The organism is Limnohabitans sp. B9-3 (assembly GCF_002778325.1).
Classification (GTDB): Bacteria; Pseudomonadota; Gammaproteobacteria; order Burkholderiales; family Burkholderiaceae_C; genus Limnohabitans; species Limnohabitans kasalickyi.
In genome coordinates, this window is the sequence record NZ_NESI01000013.1 from 16,945 (window position 1) to 43,605 (window position 26,661).

Sequence of the window (26,661 nt, forward strand, 5' to 3'; positions counted from 1 at the left end):
TTAGTTTTGTGACGTTTCAGAAACCACAACCACAGTGCGTTGTTCGCCCACCGTGATCACCACAGTGATGGGGAAAGTGGCGCGCGCATCCGGCGAAGTGACCAGAGCCTTTTGGCTCGCGTCATAACGAATCCAAGACGGCAAAGCTTGGTTGTTCGGCAGGGTCACATTCAGAAGAGGGCTCTCACCATTGGGCAAAGGACCCGCTGGTGCAATCACAGTTTGGGGAAGTGCAATGACCATACCCGTCGCAGCCACATTGATAGCGCCTTGTGGCACGACCACGGTGACTAGCCCAGCGATTTGCGCTGTGGGTGCCGTCACCGTGTTGACACGAATGCCTGGAGTTGAGGCGGTCGTTGTGGGTGAGCCGGGGCTTGCCGTACTTTGAGTTGCAGATGGAGATGCCGTTGCTGTTGCTGTTGCTGTTGAAGTGGTCGCTGCGGTCGCGGTGGTCGGAGCCGCTGCGGGAGCCGCCTCTGAAACAGTGCCCGTTGACGCAGAGACCGAAGGTGTCGCCGCTGATGATGATGTCGAAGTTTCGGTTGAAGTTGTTGCAGATGCAGATGCAGATGCAGATGCAGGAGCAGGAGCAGGAGCAGGAGCAGGAGCAGGAGCAGTAGCAGGAGCAGGAGCAGGAGCAGGAGCAGGAGCAGATGCAGGAGCAGCTGTCACGGTTGGTAAAACAGGTGGTGGCGCAGCGGGTAGCGTGATCACTTCGTCGGGCGATACCAACTTCACCATGTTCATGGTGTTGCCACCATCCTTTGCGTTGGCCACAGGATTGACGGCTTGTGTGATCGCGTAATTGGCCATGTTGGCAATGCCACTGCCTGGCGTTAGTGTGAGCGACTTCACATAGTTCTCGTCGTTGCGCGACACATCTTTGAAGGCCAGTGTCACCACATCGATTTTCGGAATGGTTTCACTGTTTTTCAGGCCCACCACCGTGAAGTCTCGGGACGCCAAATCAGGCAGGTCAGTTTTGGCTTTGAACAGGGTTTTGATCGCAACGCCTAAAGGGGCTTTGGTGATCGTGGCCAACTGGGCACCCCCGAGCAGGGTGTAGTTGGGGTTGTCGATCGTCAAGGTACTCACAAACTGGTTGTAAGTGCCCGCGTTGGGGCTGGTGACGGTGGCCAACCCTGCGTTGATCAAAGGCGAGGTCTCGCTGGCAATCATGCCCTTCAGGGTGTAGCCGTTGCTGTTGTCAAAACGGTTGTTGCCCTCATAGACCTTGGTGAACGCCAAATCCAGAGGCGTGGGTTTGATTTCACCCACATTTCCTGTCACGGTGCTGGCAAAGGTGTAGCCATAGACAGGCTTGCCAGATTGCTGCGCAGTTAACACCACACCAGTGACTTGCACGTCTTTTTGGGTGCCTGCACTTTGCGCATTGGCAGCGGTGCCTGCCGTCACAAACTGTCCGGCTTCTGGGTTGTTCAAGGTCAGCACATCGCGTTCGCCCGTGACTTGAACCACTTGGCCGTCAATCCGGTAATTGGCGGGTACGAGTTGAGCGTTGGTGGTGGCGTCATAGTTCCTAACCACGGTCCCGATCAAGTTGGCCACCGCCACTGGCGCGTAGCTGTAGAGCAAGCCATTGCCGGTGGGCACGTTTTGCAAAGTGCTGCGGTTGGCGTTGTACTGCACAAAGTCGTTGTTCAAGGTGTTGGCGCTGTCGCCGGTGCTGGCATTGAATGGTGAAGCATTGGTGCTCCACACCTGCCAGCGGTTGGCGGTTGGCGTGCTCAACGCATTAGCGCCAGCTTGGTTGATGAACTGTGACGTTTGCAGCACGATATCGCCACCCGTGGAGGCGATGAAGCCATCTTGCCCAATATTGACTGGCGCAGTACTGGCCAGCGTGATCGAGCCTGTGCTTTGCAAGCCGCTGTAAGTGGTGCCTGCCGTTGTGACATTGCCAACGCTCAAGGGCGCGCTGTTGTTCACATCCAGCGCCCCGACACTGGCACTTGACGCCAAGCGGGACAAGGCGTTGCTTGAGTTGCTCAGCACCGCGGCACCTGTGCCCGTGATCGCCAATCCACCCACGCTGCCATCCACCACACCCGATGCGGTGAATTGCGGGGCCACCACATCAAGGCGGCTGTCCGCAGTCAAAGCGATCGGGCCTGCCCAACTGCTGTTGCCTTGAGAGGCACGTACGGTGGCGCCTTGCAAGATCAAAGGTTTGCTGCCAACGGCCACGCCTTGCAGGTCAAGTGTGGTGCCATTGGCCAGAGTCACAGATGCGGTGTCTGTGCCTAAGCCATTGGCGTTGGAGATGGCCAAGATGCCTTCGTTCACCTTCACAGGGCCCGTGAAGCTATTGGCCTGGGTCAGCGACAAGGTACCCGCACCTTGTTTGCTCAATTCATAGGCGCCTGACACGATGCCAGAAAGTGTTCCGTTGGTAGCCACTTGGAAAGAGGTCGGTGACTGCATCACCACGTTGCCGCTGAACTGCAAATCACCCAAGGTATTGATCTGCACCGCTGAGGGGCTGTTGGTGTTACCTATCAGTGTGTTGGCGGCGGTGTTGTTGAACCCAGAAAGTGCTTGCGTCGCACCAACCGAGTTGTTCAAGTTCAGGGTGCCGTTGTCGCCAGTGTTGACGGTCAACGAACGTGGCGTGCTGTCGCTGTTGACGGTGCTGTTGGCTGTGACGGTTGCACCCACATTGCTGGCCAACAGGTTGACATCGCTGCCTAGGGTGATAGCACCCGAGTAGGTTTGATCACCCGTAGAGCTGACATTGCCAGCCAAGCGGGTGGTACCGCTGATGCCCAGCGAGCTCACGCCGCTGACGTTGCCGCCTAAGTCAGCGTTGCCCACAACGGCGAGGCTGTTGCCAGCGCCTGTCACGGTTGAGCCGCTGGTGGTGTTGACGCTGGTGCCGGTGAGGGTGGTGTTCGCACCCAAAGTGATGGCACCCGAGTAGGTTTGATCGCCCGTCGACGTCACTGTGGCGCCATTCAAACTGATGGTGCTGGCTGTGGCGTTCAAGCTGGCCAAAGCGGCGCTGTTGCCCAGTGCGCCACCCAGCACCAAGGTGCCGTTGGTCCCAGAAGCGTTGAGGGTCAGAGCGCGTGGCGTGCTGTTGGCGTCACTGTTGACAGCGCGGTTTGCAGTGATGGTCGCATTCGCACCGTTGGCTGAAAGCGTGGCATCGCTACCTAAGGTGATTGCACCCGAATAGGTTTGATTACCCGTAGAGCTGACGTTACCGGCCAAGCGTGTGGTACCGCTGACATTCAAAGCAGAGACGCCGCTGACGTTGCCGCCTAGGTCTGCGTTGCCTGCAACAGCCAGAATGTTGCCCGTGCCGCTGACTGTGGATCCGCTGGTGGTCGTGACAGTGGTACCGGTGAGGGTGGTGTTCGCACCCAAAGTGACGGGTCCGTTGTAGGTTTGGTGACCGGTTGTTGTGACAGTGGTGCCATTCAAACCGATGGTGCTGGCTGTGGCATTCAAGCTGGCCAGTGCGGCGGTGTTGCCCAGTGCGCCACCAAGCACCAACGTGCCGGCATTGCCAGAAGCGCTGAGGGTGAGGGCACGCGCGGTGCTGTCGCTGTTGACACTGCTGTTGGCAGTGATGGCAGCATTCGCACCGCTGGCTGAAAGCGTGGCATCGCTGGCAAGCGTGATCGCGCCTGAGTAGGTTTGATCACCCGTAGAGCTGACATTGCCAGCCAATCGGGTGGTACCGCTGATGGCCAGCGAGCTCACGCCGCTAACGTTGCCGCCTAAGTCTGCGTTGCCAGCCAGCGTCAACGCCTTGCCGCTACCCACCACACCGCCTTGAGCGGATAGCGAGGTTCCTGTGAGCACGGTGTCATCACTGAGCGTGAGAGCCCCGTTATAGATCTGTGTCGCGCTGGTGGTCACTGCATTGATGTTCAATGCGGTTGTTCCAGAGATGGCCAAATTCCGTAAGCCGGTGAGTGCGTCCAGCGGCGCGTCGCCCAAAGTTGCTGCACCTGAAATTTGCAAATCGTGGCCATTGCCCGAGACCGACCCTTGCAAGATAACCTGCGTTGCCGCAAGTGCGGTGTCAGTGCCCAAAGTGATGGCGTCGGCAAAAGTTTGGGCGCCAGTGGTGCGAATGCTGCCACCGTTGATCAACGTACTGCCCACAGCGTCAGTGCTGAGGCTGCTGAGTTTTTCACCTTGAGCACTAGGGCTACCGGAGCCGCCCATGGCGCCCGCAAATGTTGTGACGCCACTGTCGTTGATGTTCAGGCTGCGGTTGGTGCCGTCAGACTTGACCGTGCTGCCCAGCGTGATGCCCACACCGCTCAAGGTGGTGTTTGCGCCCAAGGTCAACGCGTCACCGAAAGTTTGCGCGCCGGTGGTGCGCACGCTGCCCCCGTTGATCAACGTGCTGCCGCCTGCATCTGTTGTCAAGCTGCTGAGCTGTTCACCCGCAGTCGCGCTGCCAACTGCACCGTCTAGCGTTGTGGTGCCGCTGTCATTGATCGTTAAGCTGCGGTTCGTGCCGTCAGATTTCACTGAGCCCAGGGTAATGCCCACGCCAGTCAATATGGTGTCAGCGGCCAAGGTCACCGCGTTGCTGTAGGTTTGCGCACCTGTGCTGGTGACATTAGCGCCCAAGCGTGTGCTGCCGCTCACGCTCAAGTTGCTCACTTGTGTGACGTTGCCACCCAGGTCGGCATTGCCCAAAACTGTCAGACTATTGCCTGCTCCTGCCAGGGTGCTGCCCGTGATGAGGGTCGCACCGGTCAAGGTGCTGTTGTTAGCCAGCGTCACTGCGCCTGTGTAGGTCTGGTCGCCACTGGTGGTGACATTGCTACCCAAACGCGTCGCACCACTCACACGCACTGAGCTGAGTTGGGACACGGCTGCATCAAACTGTGCATTGCCTGTGACTTGCAAACTTTGGCCGTTGCCAGTCACGGTTCCCAGCGTGTGCACCGTGGAGCCAGTCAATGCTGCCGCATTTGTCAGTGCCACAACGCCGTCATAGGTTTGAGCTCCAGTGGTTTTGATTTGCCCATTTGGCAAATTAATTTGTCCAGCGGTCACAGACAAATCCTTCAAAGCGCGAACGGCACCCACTTGAACAGACAACGTCAATGGGCCAGTCCCGGTATTGAGCGTCAGGCCCTGCGCGCCGGCAACATCTGCATTGATGGCTCCCGCAATGCCAAGGCTATTGGCCGTCAACGTGGTGTCTGCATAAAGCGCCAAAGTACCGCCGAATTGCTGTGCACCGATGGCTGTGATGCGGGCTCCTAATTCGACATCGCCGCTGACACTCAGGTTGTTCACGCCGGTGATTTGCCCGCCCAGGCTAGCATTGCCGACGAGCGTCAAGTTTTTCCCTGCACCCGTGATATCGCTGCCGCTGCCAATCCGAATTGTGGAGGCGGTCAAGTTGGTATCGCTGCCCAGGGTGATAGCACCCGTGTAACTCTGCTCGCCCGTGGTTTGCACTTGGGCCGTGTTCAAGGTGATGTCTGTCGCGCTCACTGAAAGCGCACTCAGGCCTGGCGAATTACCCAAGGCGCTGGCAATCACTGCACGGCTCGCATTGCCTGTGGCGTTCACGCGCAATGCCCGCGCCGAGGTCACGCTGTCGATGTTGCTGCTGATCCTGATGGCGCTGGTGTTGCCTGAGCTCGTCAAGTCGGCATCGTTTAACAAGCGCAAGGTGCCTGTGTAGGTCTGATTTCCTGTGGTGCTGATATCGCCAGCCAATTGCGTCGCACCGGAGATGGCCAAATGGTTGACGTCGGTGACATTCCCACCGATTTGCGCATCCGCACTGACCGTCCAGCTGTTTCCGCCGCCCGTGACGGTGCTGCCCGTTTGGACGGTAGTTCCGCTGAGCGTGGTGGTCGTGCCCAGCGTGATAGCTCCGCTATAGCTCTGTGCGCCGCTGGTTGTCACCGAAGCCGTGTTGATCGCGCTGCTGCCGGTCACCGAAAGTGTCGACAAGCCGCTGACCGTGTCGTTGCTGCTGTTACCCAACACGGCATTTCCAGCGATGGTCAGCGTATTGATGCCATTGCCATTCACCGTGCCCTGAGCGGTCACCGTGTTGCCGGTCAGTGTTGTGTTCTCGGTCAGGTTCAAGGCGCCGCCATAGGTCTGCGTGCCTGTGCTGGTGACCGTGCCTGTGCCCAGCGTGGTCGAGCCACTGATGGCCAAGTTATTGAGGGCGGTCACCGTATCAAGTGCGCCATTGCCCAGCACCGCATCGCCTGAAATTGTCAGGGACTTGCCCGCGCCCATCACCACGTCTTGGGTGTTGATGGTGCTACCGGTCAAGGTGGTGTCGTTGCCCAGTGTCACTGCGCCGGTATAAGTTTGCGAGCCGCTGCTGGTGATCGCGCCTGTGTTGATCGCTGTGCTGCCGCTGACTACGAGCGTGGTGAGACCGCTGATGCTGTCATCGCTGCTGTTGCCCAGCACCGCATTGCCCATGATGGTCAAGGCCTTGTCGCTGCCGATCAATGGGCCTTGGGTCGACACCGACGTGCCCGTGAGCACGGTCTCACGTGTCAGGGTCAGCGCGCCGCCGTAAGTCTGTGTGCCTGCGCTCGTCAACGTCTCGGCATTGAGCAGAGTCGTGCCACTGATGCTCAGATTGTTCACACCGTTCACCGTATCAAGGGCACCTGTGCCCAGCACCGCATTGCCGGTGATGGTCAAGGACTTGTTGTTGGCAGCCACCGCGGCTTGGGTGTTGATGGTGCTGCTGTTCAGCGTGGTGTCTTGAGTCAGGGTCAGCGCGCCACCATAGGTTTGTGTGCCCGAGCTCGTCACTGTGTTGGTGCCCAAGTTGGTCGTACCACTGATGGCTAGGTTATTCAGGCCGGTTACGGTATCGAGGATGCCATTGCCCAGCACTGCATCTCCCGTGATGGTCAAGGACTTGTCCGCGCCTACCACCACATCTTGGGTGGTGATGGTGCTGCCGGTGAGGGTCGTGTTGACGCCCAAGGTCACCGCACCGGTGTAGGTCTGCGCGCCGCTGCTAGTGATCGCGCCTGTGTTGATGGCCGTGTTGCCGCTGACTGCCAGGGTGGTCAGGCCGCTGATGCTGTCGTCACTGCTGTTGCCCAGCACCGCATTGCCGGTGATGGTCAGGGCGTTGCCGCCACCATTCACTGTGCCTTGGGTCGACACCGTGTTACCCGTCAGATGGGTGTCTGCGCTCAGGATCAGCGCGCCGCCATAGGTCTGGTTGCCGCTGGTGGTCACTGTGTTGACATTGAGCAAGGTGCTGCCACTGATGCTGAGGTTGTTCAAATTCGTCAGCGCATCGGAGCTCGCGAGGCCGAGCACAGCGTTACCTGTGATCGTCAGCGAGTTAGCGTTGCCCGCCACTGTGCTCCGAGTGGTAACAGCGCTGCCTTGCAGGGCGGTGTCGAGGCCAAGGGTTACCGCGTCGCCATAAGTTTGCGCGCCAGTGGTGCGCACGGTGCCTCCGTTGATCGCGGTGGTGCCAGTTGCGTCAGTGGTCAGGCTAGCCAGTTGATCGCTGTCTGTGCCGGCAGCAGTGGTACCGCCAACTGCTCCGCCCAAGGTGGTGGTGGCGCTGTCATTGATCGTCAAACTGCGGTTCGTGGTGCCAGACTTGACCGTGTCCCCCAAGGTGATCGCCACACCACTCAAGGTGGTGTCTGCGCCCAAGGTCACCGCACCCGTGTAGGTCTGCGCGCCCGTGGTGGTGATGGTGCTGTTGTTGATTGCAGTGGTGCCGCTGATGGACAAGGTCGCCAAACCTGTGACTGTGTCTGCAACGCCATCGCCCAACACTGCGTTACCGCTGATCGTCAGCGCGTTGGTATTGCCCGTTACCGTGCTCAGGGTGGTGATGGTGCTGCCGGCCAAGGTGGTTGCCGCGCCCAGGGTCAGCGCATCGCCATAGGTTTGTGTGCCAGTTGTGCGCACGCTGCCTGCGTTAAGCAGTGTGTTACCGCCTGCATCTATCGTCAAGCTGCTGAGCTTTTCTGCATCGGAGGTGCCGCCAACTGCTCCGCCCAAGGTGGTGGTGGTGCTGTCGTTGATCGTCAAGCTTCGGTTGGTTCCGGTGGACTTGATCGTGTCCGTCAGCGTGATGCCTGCGCCTCTCAGCGTGGTGTTCGCGCCCAAGGTTACTGGGCCGGTGTAGGTCTGGTCCAAGGTGGTGGCGAAATCGCCGCCGTTCAAGTCAATGTCGCTGGCGGTAACTGCCAGGCTCAGCAATGGGGCCGTGCTGCCGACGGGGCCACCCAAAATCACATTGGCAGCAGCGCCGCTTGCCGTGACGGTCAGTGCGCGTGGTGTTAAGGCGGCGTTGCTGTTCACGCTCGATGCCAGGGTAATGACCGCAGCTGCGTCGCTGGTCGTCAGCGTGGTGCTGGCACCCAGAGTCACTGCACCGCTATAGGTCTGCGATCCCGTGCTGCTCACATCGCTGGCATTGATTGCCGTCGTGCCGCTGATTTGTAAGCTGCTCAAGCCCGTCAAGGTGTCAACTGGCGCATCGCCAAATACCGCGTTGCCTGCGATGCTCAGTGTCTTGGCGTTGCCGGCGACGGTTCCCAAAGTTGTCACGGTTGTGCCCGTCAGGGTGGTGTTGGCGCCCAAGGTCACCGGCCCGGTATAGGTCTGGCTCGCAGTGGTGGTCACCGTGCTGCCATTGAGGTCAATGTCGTCGGCCGTGACCGCTAGGCTGTTCAAAGCTTGGGTAGCGCCGAGTGCGCCGCGCAGTAACACGTTGCCACCGATTCCACTGGCCGTGAGAGCCAGCGCGCGCGGCGTGGACGTCGCGCTGTTGATGGTCGATGCCATATCGATGACCGCAGCCGCGCCAGTTGCTGCCAGCGTGCTGTCGGCACCTAACGTCACCGCGCCAGTGTAAATTTGTGAGCCGCTGCTGGTCACATTGCTGGTGTTGATCGCGGTGGTGCCGCTGACCTGCAAGCTGTTCAGCCCCGTCACCGTGTCAACCGGTGCATCGCCCAACACGGCGTTACCTGTGATGGTCAGAGTCTTCGCATTACCGGCGACCGTGCCCAAAGTCGTCACGGTTGTGCCCGACAGCGTGGTGTTGGCCCCCAACGTCACTGGCCCGTTATAAGTTTGGTCTGCGGTGGTTGTTACCGTGCCGGCATTGAGTTCAATCCCGCCGGCAGTCACGGCCAAGCTACTCAGGGCATTGCCCACGCCAATAGGGGCCTGCAAAACTACCTTGGCACCGTTGCCAGCAGCAGACATCGTGAGTGCACGAGGCGTGCCGGGGCTATCACTGTCGATCGTGGATGCTGCGGTGATCACCGCGCTGATGTCAGTGGCGCTCAGGGCGGTGTTCTCGCCCAGCGTCAACGCCCCGCTGTAGGTTTGCGAGCCGCTGCTGCTGACATGGGTGGTGCGGATCAGGGTGGTACCACTGACCGACAGCGCGCCGAGCCCGGTCACCGTGTCGGTGGGGCCATCGCCCAGCACCGCGTTGCCGCTGATCGTCAACGCGTTCGTGTTGCCGACCACCGTGCCCAAGGTGGAGATGGTGCTACCCGTGAGCAGGGTGGTTGCTCCTAAGGTCACCGCATCGTTGAAAGTCTGCGTGCCTGTGGTGGTGATGCTGCCGCCGTTGATCGCAGTCGTGCCTGCCGCATCGGTGGTGATGCTGCTGAGTTTGTCGCCTGCGGTCCCGCTGCCCACTGCGCCACCGACTGCACCGCCCAAGCTGGTGTTGCCGCTGTCGTTGATCGCCAAGCTGCGGTTGCCACCGCTGGACTTGACCGAGCTTGCCAGCGTGATGTTCACACCCGTCAGCGTGGTGTCAAGACCCAAGGTCACCGCGTCATTGAAGGTCTGTGCACCCGAGGTGCGAACACTGCCGCCGTTGATAGCGGTGGTGCCGACTGCGTCGGTGGTCAGGCTAGTCAGTCGGTCGCCATCTGTGCCGAGCGCGCCCGAACCGCCGACCGATCCACCCAAGGTGGTTGCAACGCTGTCGTTGATGGTCAAGCTGCGGTTGGTGCCGTTGGACTTGATCGTGTCCGTCAGCGTGATGCTTGCGCCCGTCAGCGTGGTGTTCGCACCCAGGGTCACAGGGCCGGTGTAGGTCTGGCCCATGGTCGTGGTGACATCGCCGCCGTTCAAGTCAATGTCGCTGGCGGTCACTGCCATGCTGAGCAAGGGTGCGGTGCTACCGATAGGACCACCCAGAATCACATTGGCAGCGCCGCCGCCGGCCGTGACGGTCAGTGCGCGTGGTGTCGAAACGTCGTCGCTGTTGACACTTGATGCCAGGGTGATGACTGCAGCTGCGTCGCTCGCCGTCAGCGTGGTGTCGTTGCCCAGAGTTACCGCATCGCCATAGGTCTGCGCGCCGCTGGTACGAACACTGCCGCCATTTAATGTTGTGCTGCCGCCAGCGTTGGTGGTCAAGCTGATGAGCTCTTCGCCCAAAGCCGATCCGCCTACCGCGCCCACGATCGTGGTGCTTCCGCTGTCGACAATGCTCAGCGAACGCGCTGTGCCGTTGGACATGACTGTGCCGCCCAGGCTGATGCCGACGCCGCTGAGGGTGGTGTTGGCGCCCAAGGTCACCGGCCCGGTATACGTCTGACCTGCAGTGGTGGCCACCGTGCCGCCGTTGAGGTCAATGTCGCTGGCCGTCACGGACAGGCTGCCCAAGGCAGCAGTAGCGCCCACTGGGCCACCCAACACCACATTGCCGCTCGTCCCGCTGGATGTGAGGGTTAGCGCACGCGGCGTGCTTGACGAATCGCTGTTGACCGTCGATGCCGTGGTGATCACCGCGCTGGTGTCAGTCGCCGACAAGGTGGTGGAGGGGGCGCCTAGCGTCAGCGCGTCGTTGAAAGTTTGGGAACCCACGGTAGAGATGCTCCCACCGTTGATCGCCGTTGTGCCGCCCGCATCGGTGATGATGCTGCTGAGTTTGTCACCCACTGCACCGTTACCGCCGATGGCACCGCCCAGAACGGTTGCGCCGCTGTCGTTGATGGCCAAGCTGCGGTTGCCACCGCTGGATTTGACGGTGCTGGCTAAGGTGATGCCCACGCCAGTCAGCGTGGTGTCGGCGCCCAAGGTCACCGCATCATTGAAGGTCTGTATGCCCGTGGTGGTGATGCTGCCACCGTTGATCGCGGTCGTGCCCGCCGCATCGGTGGTGAGGCTGCTGAGTTTGTCGCCCGCCGTCGCGCTGCCAACCGCGCCACCGAAGGTGGTGGTGCCGCTGTCGTTGATGCTCAAGCTGCGGTTGCCACCGCTGGACTTGACGGTGCTGACCAAGTTGACGTTCACGCCATTGAGCGTGGTGTTCGCGCCCAAGGTCACCGCATCATTGAAGGTCTGCGCGCCCGTGGTGGTGATGCTGCCGCCGTTGATCGCGGTGGTGCCCGCTGCATCGGTGGTGAGGGTGCTGAGCTTTTCGCCTGCAGTCGAACTGCCGATCGCGCCGACCAGTGTTGTGGTGCCGCTGTCGTTGAGGGTCAAGCTGCGGTTCGTGCCGTCGGACTTGACGGTGCCGCCCAGGGTGATCGCCACACCGTTCAGCGTGGTGTTCGCACCCAAGGTCAATGGGCCGGTGAAGGTTTGGGCCGCGTTGGTGGTGACCGTACCGCCGTTGACATCGATGTCACTGGACGTGATCGCCAAGCTCGTCAGAGGCGTAGTTACGCCCACTGAGCCGCCCAGCACCACATTGCTGGTAGCGCCACTGGCATTGATCACCAGCGCACGCGGCGTCAAAGCGCCGTCGCTGTTGATGTTTCCCGCCACGCTGACCACCGCATTGGCGCCCGTGGCCGTCATGCTGGCGTCGGTGTTGAGCACCACCGTGCCCCCATAGGTTTGGTTGCCGCTAGAGGCCACATTGCCGCCAAGCACCGTGTTGCGCGCCACTGTGAGGCTGGACAAGCCAGTGCTGTTGCCGCCGGTCGTCAAGTTGCCGCTGCCGTTGGTGGCATTGGCCGCCACCGTCAGGCTGTAGTTACCGCCTGCCAAGGTGGAGGAGGTGGTCACCGTCGTGCCGGTTAGGGTGGCGTTGGCGCCCAGTGTCAAAGCCGTGTTGTAAAGCTGGGTTTTTGTGCTGGTGACGTTGCCGTTCGTTAATGTGACCTGAGGACCGGTGACGGTGATCAAGCCGGCGTTGACCAGGCCATTGTCGGCATAGGTCAGAGGCGTATCGACACTGAAAGTACCTGCCCGCGCTGTCAGCTCAAGCGACGACATGGTGGGCAAGGTGGTGGAAAAGGTCGCTCGTTTAACTGCGCCGATGGTGTTGTCCATGTCGGTGTTGAGCGCTGACATGCTGGGCGAACCTGAACTCAGACGTGTGATGCCTTGGGTCACCGTACCGCCCAAATTGACGTTGGCATCTGGGGCCAGCAAGTCGTTGTAGACCATGCCCGTCACGTTGCCAGCGCCGAGGGTCGTGAGCGTGGTGGCCAGCTTGGTCTTGGGTGCGTTGCTTGCGCCCACAAAGGTGGGTGGGCTCAGAGCAACACTGAAGGTGGCTGCTGTGATTTGGGGGCCGTAGCCGCCGCCGTTGAGCGTGACGGTAGGCGCCTGCGTGTAACCCGATCCTGGGTTGCCGAGCGTGATGCCGTAAATGATGTTGTTGCTGGGCTGGCCGACCACCGGGTTGGTGCGCGTCACCGTGGCGGTAGCGCCGCTGCCGCCACCCCCTGAAATCGTCACCGTGGGAACCGATGTGTAGCCACCACCGCCTGTCAAAAGGGTGATGCCGCTGATCACCTCAGGAATCGACGAATCAACGAACAAGGTGTTCGAGCCCACGACACTGTAGTAATAGCCATTGACACCTGTTGACGCAGTGCCGCCGTTGAGCAGTGTGCCATTGGTGTACTGCGCCACCTGGCCGCGCTGAGCCACCGAGCCGTCGCTGTTGTATGCGAAGCCCTCAATCGCGCGGGGCTGGGTGGGGTAAAACGCTTTCAAGTAAGGGTACATGCCTGCGCTGGTGCCCCATTCGGTGCTGTTAAAGCCAGTTGGCAAAGCACCTTTGAACGTGGCCGTGGTCAGTGAGGTGCTGCCGCCACCGGTGGCGTCAGCGGACAGATTGGAGGTGGTACTGTCCCAGTACAGATTGGTGGGCACCACCCGCAAAGCACCGCTGCTGCCTGATACGAAACCGTTGTTGACCCTGCCGAACACTGCTCCGCTGTAGAACGGCGATGGGGCTGTGGCCGCATTGCCAATCACCATACCGGTGGCATAACCGTTGCTCAATGTGGCTCTTTGTGCATATCCCACAAGACCACCCACGTTCTGCGTGCCTGCAACCGCGCCCATGGCATAAAAATCGCTGATCGAGCCTGTGAAATTGCCGCCCAAATAACCGGCAAACCCACCCACACCCGAGGTGCTACCCAGGTTTGAGGTGCTCACCTGCGTGACTGAACCCGTGGTGTAAGACTGGTTGATGGTGCCGACATTGTTCATGTAGCCCACAAAGCCGCCGATACTGCCAAAGCCCAACACCGAACCGGCCGCACGTGACGACGTGATGCTGCCGTTATCCATGTTGCCCACAAAGCCACCCACACCGGAAGAGTTTGCTGCACTGGTCTCCACCACCGTCGAATTTGTGAAGGAGGTATTGATGGCACCCGCGTTCATGAAACCTGCAAAGCCGCCCACTCGGTTCACGCCCTGAACGCTGCCCTCAGCGCCATTGAGGGTCAAGGTGCTGTTGCTCATCTGCCCCACAAAGCCGCCCACCGTGTCTTGCGTGCCCACCACGCTGGCTTGAGAAAACGAGTTGCTGATGGATCCGCCATTGCTCCAGCCGGCGAAGCCGCCCACCAAGGCCCGGCCCTTCACACCCACACCGGTAACTGGGTTGACAGTGCTGATTACCGCGGTGGAATTGTTAATTGTTGCGTCGTTCCGGCCCACAAAGCCACCGACATAATTGCCCCAGGTCGAGCTGTAGACGCTGCCCGTGGCGGAGGCCGATGCAATGGTTCCACCCGCATTCAAGCCGACAAATCCACCCACGTACTCACCCAAGGAGGTCACGGTGCTGGTGGTGTAGCTGCCAGAAATGTTGCTGTTGTTGTAACCGACAAAGCCGCCAACAAAGGCGCCGCTCGATGCCGTGACCGTACCCGTGGCGTAGGACGAAGAGATCGTGCCGCCGCCAGTTTCGCCAAAGAATCCACCGACACGCTCACTCGTCCCAGTCACCGATCCTGTTGCATAAGAGGTGGTTAGCGTTCCCCCCACGTAGTTGCCAATCAAGCCGCCTACGCGGCTGGTGCCGACCACGTTACCTGTGGCGTAACTGGTGTTGATGGTCCAGTTTCCGCCGTAGCCAATGAGTCCACCCGTCGAATCGCCGCCTTTGACATTGCCAGAGGCTCGGCTGTTGATAGATTGGTAGGTGTAACCAGCCAATCCCCCCACGGTGTCTGCGCTACCCTCCACGTTGCCTGTGGCGCGCGAGTTTTCAATGGCATTGGCAAAACCCACCAAGCCCCCCACCCAAGAGCTATTACTGTTGACGTTGCCCGTGGCGTAAGAGTCGTAAACGTTTTGGTCAATCGTCCCAATCAGGCCACCGGTGCGGTGTCCCCCTTTGACATTTCCCGTGGCATAGGAACGCCAAATAGGTTGGTTGGTGTAACCAATCAAGCCGCCGGTGTACGTGCCTGCATAGCCGCCGTTCAAGCCGGTGACTTCACCGGTGGCAAAGTTGTCGTAAATCCAGCCGCCTTGAACTCGCCCAGCCAGACCACCCACGCTGTCACTGTTGCCTCTGACATTGGCACTCGAAGAGGAATAAGTGATCGTTCCCACATAGCCGGCCACCCCACCGACATAACTTGAATTGGATTGAACCTCACCGGAGGTGGTCACGCGGAGCACCCGCCCTGCTTGGCCTATGCCGCCACCTGTCTGGTGCGAGCCCATCACCAATGGGCCCGTGTAACGCGAATCACTCGTTCCTTGCTCTACCAAACCCGCAAGTCCACCGGTGTAGTACCCAGCGAATTCCGTAACACCGTTGACAGTCCAGCCGGTGACCTTGCCACTCATCTGAGCGTTTTGTAAGTCTCTGTGCTGCAGGTAGCCCACTACGCCACCCACGCGTTCCCCGCTGCCTTCAACGTTGCTGGTTACAAAGGTGTCGTAATTTGGTGTGTTGTTCACCACGGCCGAGCCCACCATGCCTTGCGAATGGCCTACCAGCCCACCGACCCATTGGTAACCCTTGACCAGTCCGACCGTGTGGCTGCTGTTTTGGATGGTGGAGACCGATTGCTCCAAGAAGCCCACCACCCCACCCGTGCGTTGAGGGGAAGTGATGTCCACGGTCGCCTCACTGGTGACCGCACCTGACGACGTGGTGGTGCTCACCGCCGCAAAGTCAAGCCTGCCCGCCACGCCGCCAACCGAATTCACTCCAGTCACGGTGGCCGACGATTGCAGCGCTGTTAGTGGCAAAAGCGTGGCACTGCGGCCCCAGGCATAGCCAAGGACGCCGCCCACATTGCTGTAGCCGCTGCGACCGCCGGTGTTGTTGTTCTCACCCCGATCGTCATAGTCTGGGCCGTAGTAGTAGTAAAGGTCGGTGCCCGCCGCAGAGCCCGAGGTGTTGATGTTGTTCAGGCCCCTCAGCCAACTCGAGCCTGCGGCCAAGCCCAGGTTAGCAACCCCGGTGATGCCGCCCGAGACTGTCAGGTTTTCGAGCTTGAGCGCTGCGTCTGCCTGCGTGGTACTGCTGCGCAGACCTCCAACAAAACCCTGGTTGGAGGTGTATTGCGCCAGCAGCAAGTTTGTGATGGTTTTGCTGTTGCCTTTGAGCTCACCGCCCACATAAGGAATATGCAAGCCGGGGGCAGGGGCCATGTCGAAGTTGGCGTCTAGCCTGAATTTCAAGTCGCCGCGATCCGCGTAACCCAAGTAATCGCGCAAATTCTCTATCGACGACAGGCTGTAGTAATTCGAGCTGTCGGCAGCACCAAACAAGTTCGTAGAAGGGGCACCAGCCAAGCCATCGAGCGCGCCCGAGTTGAACCATGTGTTGTATTGCGGTCCATACAGTCCGCCAATGGTGAGCAAACCATTGCTGTCGTTGAGCACTACACGCGTGGTTGGGCTGGCAGGCGTATAGGCGGTGATGGTGATGCCCGCCATGTTGTAGTGGGAGTTGGTCACATCCGCGCCAGGGGAGAAATAGCCAATCAAGCCGCCGAAATTTTTATCGGCGGTGATGTTGACGCTTGCATAGGCATTGTTCACCATGCCATAACTGCCCAAACGACCAATCAGCCCACCCACGTCGTAGCGACCCGTGGTGTTACCGAGGGCATAGCTGTGACCAGTGGAGCTGCCGTATATCGAGGCAGGGGCGGTGGCGCTGTCACCCAAATTGCCTTCAAAAAAGCCAATCAATCCACCCACGTAATCTTTGGTAGCGGTGATGTTGGTGGAGGCGTAAGAGCCCTGCACCGCATTGGTGGCGCTGCTGCCCGGGCCGTTGTGTAGGCCAATCAAGCCACCCACATAGCCGCGGCCCGTGATGCTGGTGCCGATGTAGCTGGCGTTTTTGATGGTGTAGCTTTCTTGCCAACCCACCAAGCCGCCCACGTAGTCACCGCCGTCGGTGGTGTTGGTGATGCCGGAGTTGGCTACGTTGACGCCACCGGTCGTGTTGATGGTGCCGCTTGCGCGGGCTTGCGTGACGTTGCGGTCTTGTCGCCCGATCAAACCACCCACGTAGTTGCGTCCAATCAAATTGCCCGTAGCGGTGGCGTTGGTCACAGGTGTGTCGGTCGCGTAGCCGATCAGGCCACCCACGTAGTTGCCATGATCCACGTAACTCATCGCACTGACGTTGCCAGTGGCACTGGCATTCGTGACACTGCCGCCCCCGCGTGATTCGCCAATCAAACCGCCCAAGTTGTTGTAGCGCCCAATGACGCTGCCCGTTGCGCTGACGTTGATCATGCTGCCGTGGTGGTTGCCAATCAAGCCACCGACGATGCTTTCGTTGCCTTGTACGTTGGCGGTGGCGCTGCCATTGTTCAAGTTCAAGTAGGTGGTGTAACCAATCAAACCACCAATGCTTGCGCCACCCGTCGAGGTTACGGTGGCTGCTGTTGAAGACAGGTTGTTGACGTTGACGTTGTAAAGCTCGCCAATCAAGCCCCCAGCATTGCCGCCATATTGGCTGACGTTGCCAGATGCAGACCAATTGTTCGAGACGATCGAGCCGCCTTGGCCATTGACATAGCCAATCAAGCCGCCTGTCCATTGGCTGTTGGCCGTGACGTTGCCCGTAGCACTCAGGTTATTGGCGGCGCCTGTCACGACGGCGGGTGTCTGAAGATTCGTTTGGCTGTTGATCAACAAATTACCGAGCAGACCTCCTGTGCGGTAACTGTTGCCTGAAATTTGTAAATTTGAGCTCAAGGTGTCGATAGACACCCCTCCCATGTAACCCGCCACACCGCCGGTGTTGCCGCGCAACTCTTGCCATTGGTCGCCATCAACGCTGTAGTTCATCGACCCATAGACACCAGCACGTGATGGGTCTGTGACGGTATTCAGGCGTGTGGCAGTGACGTTCGAGACCGTGCCGTTGCTGAAATAACCAATGAAACCACCCGTGTTGTCATTGCCCGTGGTGCTGCCACCCAGAATTGCCGCGGAGTCGTACAACACACCGTTGTAAATGGAGCCAATCGCGGTGCCCACATAGTATTGGCCGCTGACCGCGTTGTAGTTGCCGGAGCTCTCATAAGGTGTGCTGTTCACCTTCAAATTGCTGATGGTGCTCTTGCTGACAAAGCCCAAAAATCCGACGTTCGACGTGGGTTTGTTCCACGAGAAATTATTCACGTTAAAGCCGTTACCCTTGAACGCCGAGGCGCTGAAGTAGGGCACAAACTTGGTCACGGCTGAAGTCGTGTTGAGGTCGGCGGTCAGTTTGAACTTGTAGCTGTTGGCACTGCCGCTGGCATCGCCCTGCATGAAGCCCATTAAGTTTCCCAAGTCGTTCTTGGTGATCACGCCACTGTTGATGGCAGCGGTGTTGCCGGCAATTGTGTAGAAACCGTCGGTGTCTAAATCAAAGTAATTGCCGATGGTGCTGGTCAAGGACCGAGATGCCACGGTGGTGGGGTTGCTGCTGACCCAATCGCCAAACTGTTTCTCGTACAAACCGCCAATCGTCAACATGGGAGCGTTGTTGATGAGCGAGGTGTTGACGTTGTAATACGTGTTGGAAAGATAGGCCCCTGGCTTCAAAAATCCAACAATGCCACCGTAGCTCGAGTTACCTGTGACGGAGCCTGAGAAGTATGAATCGACCAAGCGGCCGCTGGTCATTTCTCCCACCAAGCCACCGACAAAATTTGAACCCACCACGTTGGTGCCGCCGCTGCCACCGGCGTACGCGTTGGTGATGTACACCGATGATCTGCGTTGCTCACCCACCAACCCGCCGACGTAAGTGCCTCCGGTGATGTTGGCGTTCGCCACATATGAGTTGCTGATGTTCACGCCAGAACGTGCGTACCCGACAAAGCCGCCGGCGGGTCCCCCCTGGACGGAGCCAATGCTGATGCGCGCGCTGTTGTTGCTCACGCTCGAGTTGGTGATGTCGACTGAGCGGTCATGCGCATAACCTACAAAGCCACCCACGCCTTGTTCCCAAGCGCCACTGACGGACAACCCGCTGTATGTGGAGTTGGTGATGGTTGCTCCGTAATAGGCATAACCCACCAGCCCACCCACGTTGCCGAAGCGTGTAGAAATGACAGACCCACTGGCGGACACATTGCTCAGTCCCAAGGTGTTGTCCGAGTACCCAATCAAGCCGCCCACCGCATTCCATGATGCAGTGACGTTGCCAGTGGCGTACACATTGGTCAGCGTGCCGCCGTAATTGTTGCGACCCAACAGGCCACCGATGTTGCTGGAGTCCGGGTGGATGACCGTGACGTTGCCGGTGGCATACGAGTCGCTGATCTGCGAATTGCTGTTTCCGATCAGTCCGCCGGTGTTGCTGTTGCCTGTGACATTGCCTGTTGAGTGTGAATTGGTCAGTACTGTACTGTTCCATTTTTGACCGAACAAACCACCGTTTTCGTCGCCGTTGCCATACACGTTGCTACCCACGTTGTGCACGTTGTTCACCGTCATGAGCGTGCGGCCAGAGATGCCGCCAGCACCACCGCCTGCGAGCACAGAAATGGGGTTGTTAACAACCCACGCATCCCGCAGCGTGCCGCCTTCGGTGTAGGCCACCACACCGCCAGCCCATGAGCCGCTGTTGCTGATGCGTACCAAGCCATTGGCTGCCATGATGCCGCTGATGAAGGAACCGTTGGCATAGCCCGCCAAGGTGCCTAGGCTGTTCATGTTGATGCCCGTGATGTTGGGCGTCTCAAACCGGATGTCTTGCACCAAGGCATTGCCCCCCAATTGCGAGAACAAGCCCGCATTGGTTGAGCCATTGCTGTACACATTCAAGTTGGTGATGGTGTGGCCCAAGCCAGCAAAGGCACCTGTGAAATTGCCCTCACGGATGCTCATGTAAGGGTAAGCAGCTCCAAGGCCTCGGCCATTGTCTTGGTTGGCAACGCCCGCTTGAAGAAAGCTGGCAGCGTCGATATTGGTGCGCAATGCCAAATTGGCTGAAGCAGATGAGGCCCTAAGCTCATCCAGCGTGGTGATGAAGGTGTAATTCTTCAGGTTGGCGCTGTTGGTGCCGTCTTGCGTGGTGAACGTCTGACCTGTGGCACCGCTGAAATCGATGCGACCGCTGAAACCGCTGGCACTCAGGCCAAATTTGTAGTAACCCAAATTGTTGCCTGCAGCCGTGCCTTGGCTGGTTTTGATGGCAATACCGCTGTTGGCGTTGCTGACCGTGATCGGCGCCAAGATGGATACCGAGTCGGTGGCCGATAGCGTCAGCGTGCCGCCATTGTTCCAGCTGGTGAAGTTGGAACTTGCCGTGCTCGGCAGGGTCAGATTGTTAGCGTAATACGACTGGCTTCCGGTAACGCTGATGCCCAAAGGCAGGCTGTTCAAGGTCATGTCAGCGGTGTTGCCGGTCCGGCCCAACGTCAAACCACCCAAGGTGCTGCCCCCGGTGGTGAACAGCAAATCGCTGCTGGTGGTCACCGCGCTGGTAAAGCCTGTGGCACCGCTGGCATTGCTGTTTTCCAAAGCCAACGTGCCCGCACCGCTGAAAGCGGCTGCGGCGTTGATGGCGGTGGGATGCGCCACTCTGAGGGTCATTGTGCCTGCATTGATGTTGGTCGCCCCCACCGTGCCGACGTTGTAGCGGCTCGCGTCGGTCAAGGTCAAATTACCGGCGCCGAGCTTTGTCAAGCTGCCGCCAGTGCTGTTGAGCGCCGAGGCCAGCGTAATGTTCAGCCCATTGGTGTCGATCTTGTAGGCCTGACCTGCAGCGATGCTGAAGCGCGCCGAATAATCGGTGGCGTTGACGCTGGTGAACTGCAAAGCACCACCCGCAAAACTGATGGTGCCCGTGGTGCCGATCGCGTTGGCGCTGCCCAAGCTCAAGGTGCCGGCCGTCAACACGGTGCCGCCGGTGTAGGTGTTGTTGCCTGTCAACTCCAAGAGACCGTCACCGGTTTTGTTGATCTGCGTGCTGCCAGCAATCAAGGTGGGCAAGCTGATGGTTTCACCCGCGTTCGCGTTGATGGCGTAGCTTGCGCTGCTGAGCGTGCCTGTGCCAGTCACCGCACCGCCCGTCATATTCAGCGAGCCCACGGTTTGGTTGAATGCCCCCATGCTGAAGGTGCCGCCGGTGATGCTCAGGGTGCCCACGCTCGGGAGTTTGTTGCTGGCACCCAGCACCAAGGTTCCTGCGGTCAGGGTGGTGCCCCCTGTGTAGGTGTTGTCACCACTCAGCGTCAAGCTGCCTACACCTGATTTGGTGAAGGCCAAACTGGCATTCGGGCCTGAAGACATCACACCACTGAAGGTCTTGGTCAAGAGGCTGCCTAAACTGGCAGTCAATGTCACGGTTCCCGAGCCGGCACCGGTGGTGATGCTGCCCGCACCTTCAATGCTGCCCACGGTATCGGTGGCGTCCACGCTGTACACAGCGTTCTGGGCCACGCTCACTTGGGTTGAATTTGACAAGCTGCCGCTGACAGCCAAGGTTCCTGCACTGATGGTGGTGGTGCCGCTGTAAGTGTTGGCGCCAGACAGGGTGAGCTTATTGCTCGCTGACTTGGTCAAGGAGCCCGAACCACTGATGGCGCCACCGTAAGACGTGTCTGTCGAATGGTTAAAAACCAATGCCGCGTTGTTGGCGATGTTGCCCGCCACCTTGCCCGTAGCGCCGCCATTGCCCAGTTGCAAAGTGCCTCCGCTCAGCGTGCTGGTGCCACTGAAGGTGTTGTCGGCTGTCAAAGTCAGCGTGCCTAGGCCCGACTTGGCCAAGCTTGAACTGGTGAGCGCCGTCGCCCAAGTGATGTTTTGACCGTTGGTATCGATCTTGAAGGTTTGGTTGTTGGCGTTGCTGAAGCGTGCGGAATAGTCGGCGGTATTGCTGCTTGATTGTTTCAAGGTGCCGCCACCAAAGCTGATGGTGCCGCTGCTGCTGATGGCGTTCGCCGATTCCAGCGCCAGCGTGCCAGCATTGAGTGTGGTGCCCCCCGAATAGGTGTTGTTGCCCGACAGGGTGGTGATGCCGCTGCCGGTTTTGGTCAATCCCACCGCGCCAGCCAAGGCGGCAGTTGCGGTGCCTGCCTGCATGTCAAAAGCGGTGGTGCTGGTTAAGGTGCCGTTACTGATCGTGCCGCCCGTTTGTTGCACACCCGCCAAGGTGTTGCCAAAGCCTCCCAGTTCCAAGCTGCCACCAGACACCACCAAGGTACTGCTGGAGTTCAATCGGTCTGCGGCAGACAGGGTCAAGGTGCCATTGCTCACGGTGGTCGCACCGGTGTAGGTATTGGCACCAGACAGTGTGACCGCGCCCACGGTTGTTTTATTCAAACCCGCCGCACCGGCCAACACCGCACTGGCGGTACCCGCTTGCATGTCAAACGCCGTGGTGCTGGTCAAGGTGCCGTTGCTGATCGTGCCGCCTGTTTGTTGCACACCGGCCACGGTGTTGCCAAAGCCGCCCAAGTCCAACGTACCACCGGCAATCGCCAAGGTGCTGGCGTTGCTCAATCGATTTGCTGCACCCAGAGTTAAGTTGCCTGCGCTGACTGCTGTTTCGCCCGTGTAGGTATTCAGGCCTGACAGCGTGACCGTACCGCTGGTGGTTTTGTTCAAGCCCGCTGAGCCAGCCAAAGCTGCAGTGACCGAACCCGCTTGCATGTCGAAGGCAGTCGTGCTGGTCAAGGTCCCGTTGGCGATCGTGCCCCCGGTTTGCTGAACGCCGGCCAGGGTGTTGCTAAAGCCACCCAGATCAAAGCTGCCGCCACTCAACACCAAGGTGCTGGTGTTGGCCAATCGATCTGCGGCACCCAAGGCCACGGTACCGGCACTTACCAAGGTGTTGCCGGTGAAGGTGTTGGCGCCTGACAGTGTCAGCGTGCCGCTGCCTTGCTTGGTCAAACCGCCCGTGCCGCCCACCGCTCCGGCAAATGTGGTGGTGTTTGCATCGCCTGTGGTCAGCGTTTTGCTGCCCAATGTCACACTCGTGCCAGAAACACCGGACAAGGCGCCTATGGTTTCGTCGGCGTTGAGCGTCAAGTTCGCGCCGGTTGTGTCCAAAATAACTGAGCCAGAGTTGGCAATGGCACTGCCGCCCGATAGAGCCAGCGTGCCGGCACTGACCGTGGTCGCGCCTGCATAGGTATTGGCGGCCGAGAGTGTCAGCGTGCCCGCACCCGATTTGCTCAAGTTGCCACCTACGCTGGTCAGCGCTGTGGCCAAGGTGACGTTTTCAACGTCGGTGTCGATCTTGTAGGCTTGGTTGTTCGCCGTGCTGAAGCGGGCTGAATAGTCGGTGCTGTTGTTGGTCGAGTGTTGCAATGTGCCACCGCCGAAGCTGATGGTGCCGCTTGTGCCAATTGCGTCTGCTGAGCCCAAAGCCAGCGTGCCTGCATTGAGCGCCGTGCCGCCCGTGTAGGTGTTGGCACCTGACAGCGTTAGCGTGCCTGTGCCCGCTTTGGTCAAACCGCCTGTGCCGCCAATGTCTCCGGCGAAGGTTGTGCTGTTCGCATTGCCTGCCGTCAGCGTGTTGCTGCCCAGGGTCACGCTGGTGCCAGCCACACCGGTCAAAGATCCTAAAGTTTGATTTGCGTTGAGCGTCAAATTCGCGCCCGCTGTCGTTAAGTTCACTGCGCTTGTGATGGCGATGGCACTGCCGCCTGACAAAGCCAACGTGCCCGCGCTCACCGTGGTAGTGCCCGAGTAGGTGTTGGCGCCTGATAGGGTGGTCGTGCCTGTGCCGGCTTGGGTCAAGCTGCCTGTGCCTCCCAAAATGGCCGACACAGTGGCGTCGTTCCCGCTGGTGTTGTTGAAGGTGTAGCTGCTGCCAGTGAGGACACCGGTAGTGCCGGTGATGCTGCCGCCAGTGTTACCAATGGAGACGGCGCCTACGCTTAGGTTTTGGCTGCCCACATTTAAGGTGCCGCCGTTGACGCTGACACCCGCGCTGCCCAGGGCACTGGAGCTACCTGCGGTCAAAGTGCCCGCAGACACTGTGGTGCCACCGCTGTAAGTGTTGGTACCTGTCAGCAGCGACGTGCCAGTGCCAGATTTGGTCAAGCCAAAACCTGTGCCAGACACCATACCGGACACGCTGAGCTGAGTGCCAGATATGTTCAGTGTGCTGTTGGCGCCTAGGGTGACGTCACCGGAAAGGCTGCTAGTTCCGGTAGATGCAGCCAGCGTGCCACCGTTCAGGGTGACAGCGTTGGTCCCGACGGAGACGTTTTGTAAATCGAGCGTTGCGCCATTGGCCACGGTGGTGGTGGCGCTGTTGCTGCCCAAGGCGTTGGCATGCGTGACAGCCAAGGTGCCTGATGTGATGGTGTTACCGCCGGTGTGCGTGTTGTTGCCTTGCAGGGTGAGGGTGCCTGTGCCAGATTTTTCAATTTCAACCGCGCCAGACATAGCACCTGCAATGTTGCTGGCTGTGGCACTGGTGATGCTGAGTTTGCTGCTGCCCGCCACACTGGCGCTGGAGACAACAATGCCGGAGCCGCCAGCAGCTCCGTCGCCGCCTCCGCGACCGCCGCCGCCGCCACCGCCGCCCGTGTTGGCCGCGCCTGCGGTGCCGTTGATAGCGCCAGAGCCACGGCCGCCATCGCCGCCGCCGCCCAAACCACCAGTACCGCCCTGTGCGCTTCCAGAGGCACCGCCGCCGCCGCCGCCTGCATAGTAGGTGGCTGTGCCTGTGATACTTGACTGCAAGCCATCTCCGCCATCGCCACCTTTTAAATTGGGTGTGCCAGATCCGCTGCCCGTCAGACCCGCTTGCCCCGCTTGACCTGCGCCGCCACCGCCACCGGCAGATCCGTTGTTACCGCCGCCATTTCCACCCGCGTTGCCTTGGCCTGGTGTGCCCGCTAATCCAGGCATTGCGGCGCTGACGCCGTTGGCATTGGCGCTTGCACCGCCGCCCGATCCACCCGTAGAGCCGCCGTTATTTCCGTTACCTCCCCACATGCCTGTACCACCACCGATTGCGGTGAGGCCAAAAGCGGTTGAGTTTTCACCCGAAGCCCCTGCACCGGCGGCATTGCCAGCGCCACCAGCACCCACCGTGATGCTGTAACTTGCACCTGAGGTAACGGTGGATGAGCCAGAGAGAAAACCACCCGCACCGCCGCCTGCTGAGTAGTTTGAGCCCGCACCACCGCCACCAGCCACGATCAAGTAATTGATGGCGCCCGAAAAGTTAGGCGTGAATGAGTAGGCGTTGCTGGCGTACGACAACGTGCCACCTGCAATCGAGGTTGCTGAGGCACCGGCGGTTCCGCTGGTGTAAGAGCTGCCGCCGTTGTTACTGATGCGGTAGGCGCCGTCATCTAAAAACTGAAGGATTTGTTGGAAATTCAGGCCCGAGCTAACGCTGACGCCGCCAGTGATGGACACCCCTGCTGATGTCGAGGTCAGCCCCACATTGGAGTTGGCCAGCACCACAGACCCGTTGTAAGTTTGCGCGCCACCGGTGGTGACATTCACAGCCAGTTTGATCGCACCTGTGCCAGTGGCAGTGCTGTCTGGATTGACCACCAAAGCGCTGGTGCCCGTCCCGTTCAAGGCGGCATTGATGTTGATATCCCGGTAGGCAGACAAGGTGAGCTGGTTGGCCGACCAAGCCACGCTGGCATTGAGGTGGATGTCGCCATTGCCTGGAACGGCACTGTTGTCGGTGGCGATTTCGACGTTGCCACCTGCCAGCGCTGTTTGCAGTGTGCTGGCCCCAATACCGCTGCTGGTGCTGGCGGCAGAACCAGCGCTGATGGTGAAGTCGGTCGGGTCAATCAGCCAAGTCCCTGACTTACCTTTGGGGGCAAGCGTCGTCACGCTGACGTTTTCTTGGATGATGACTTGGGAGGCCGAGGTGTCAATGAACCCGCCGTCGCCCCCTAAGTCCCCGCCCTTGGCCGACAGCGTGCCGCTGATGTCTGCGCTACTGTTTGGATTTTTCAGATCAGCAATAACGGTGATGGTGCCGCCTTGCCCGCTGCTGTTGGGTGCCGCGTCAGCCAGCAGGGCGCCAGTGTTGACGATGCGTTGGCTGGCCGACAGGCGAATGACGCCGCCGTTGTCCACCAAGCCCGAGGCTTGCAGGGTGCCGCTGTTTTTGACCACGCCGCTTTGCAGTTGGTTGGCCGCTTGGGCCGACAAAATAATCAGGCCACCGGGGGCTTGCACGGCTTGGCCGTTGTCGACCAAGGCATGGATGGTGGCGGGGCTGACCAAGATGTTGGTCAGTCGGTTTTGTTTGTCAAATTCCAGCTCATAGCTTTCTCCGGCGGCCATGACCACCGTGCCCATTTTTGCCACTACCAAGCCGCTGTTCCGTACCTCAGGCGCGAGCAGGGCAATGTAGCCCTCGATGGCGGCTGAGATGTTGCCCTCGTTCACCACTTTGCCGTTGGCGCCGTTGCGCGTGTACTTCATGATGCCGGCCATGAAGTCGGTGTCGCTGATGCCGTGGGTGGTGGCGGTGAACGAGTGCACGTCCACCGACGCCGTGGGCGAAAAGTACATGCCCGCAGGGTTGGACATGACCACCTGGCCATTGGCATTGATTTGCCCGAAGATTTGCGAGGCCGAGTTGCCCAAAATGCGGTTGAGCAAGACGCTGCTGCTGGATGGCTGCGTGATGTTGACCTTGGCATCTTTGCCCACGTTGAAGCTCTGCCAATTGATGGCCGCGCGCTGGCTGTCTTGGGTGATGGCCATGGTGGCGCCCGACTGGGCAATGCGCGCACTGCCTGCGCTGACTTGACCGCCCACCGGCAGTTGCGTGGTTGCGGGGGCCAAAGTTTGGGCAAAAGCTGCACCCCAGCACATGCCGGCGCTGGCAAACGCAAAACAGAGGGTTTTGAGAACGGCTTCTAGCGGCCCCGGGGTCGCGCTGCAAACGGTAGAGCGTGCCGTGCCTTTGCCGCAAGACTTGGCTACTTCGGCCACCGCCACAAAGGTTTGGGTGTTTTTATTCCAAAGAACGCGATGAATTTTGTTCAT

General features: G+C 59.8%; 1 protein-coding gene. It reads right to left on the reverse strand.

Annotated features, from left to right (window positions below):
• Window positions 1-26,661 carry an autotransporter-associated beta strand repeat-containing protein gene (locus B9Z42_RS16305; protein WP_100134382.1) on the reverse strand — a complete coding sequence of 8,887 codons (26,661 nt, stop codon included), beginning with the start codon at window positions 26,659-26,661 and terminating at the stop codon, window positions 1-3.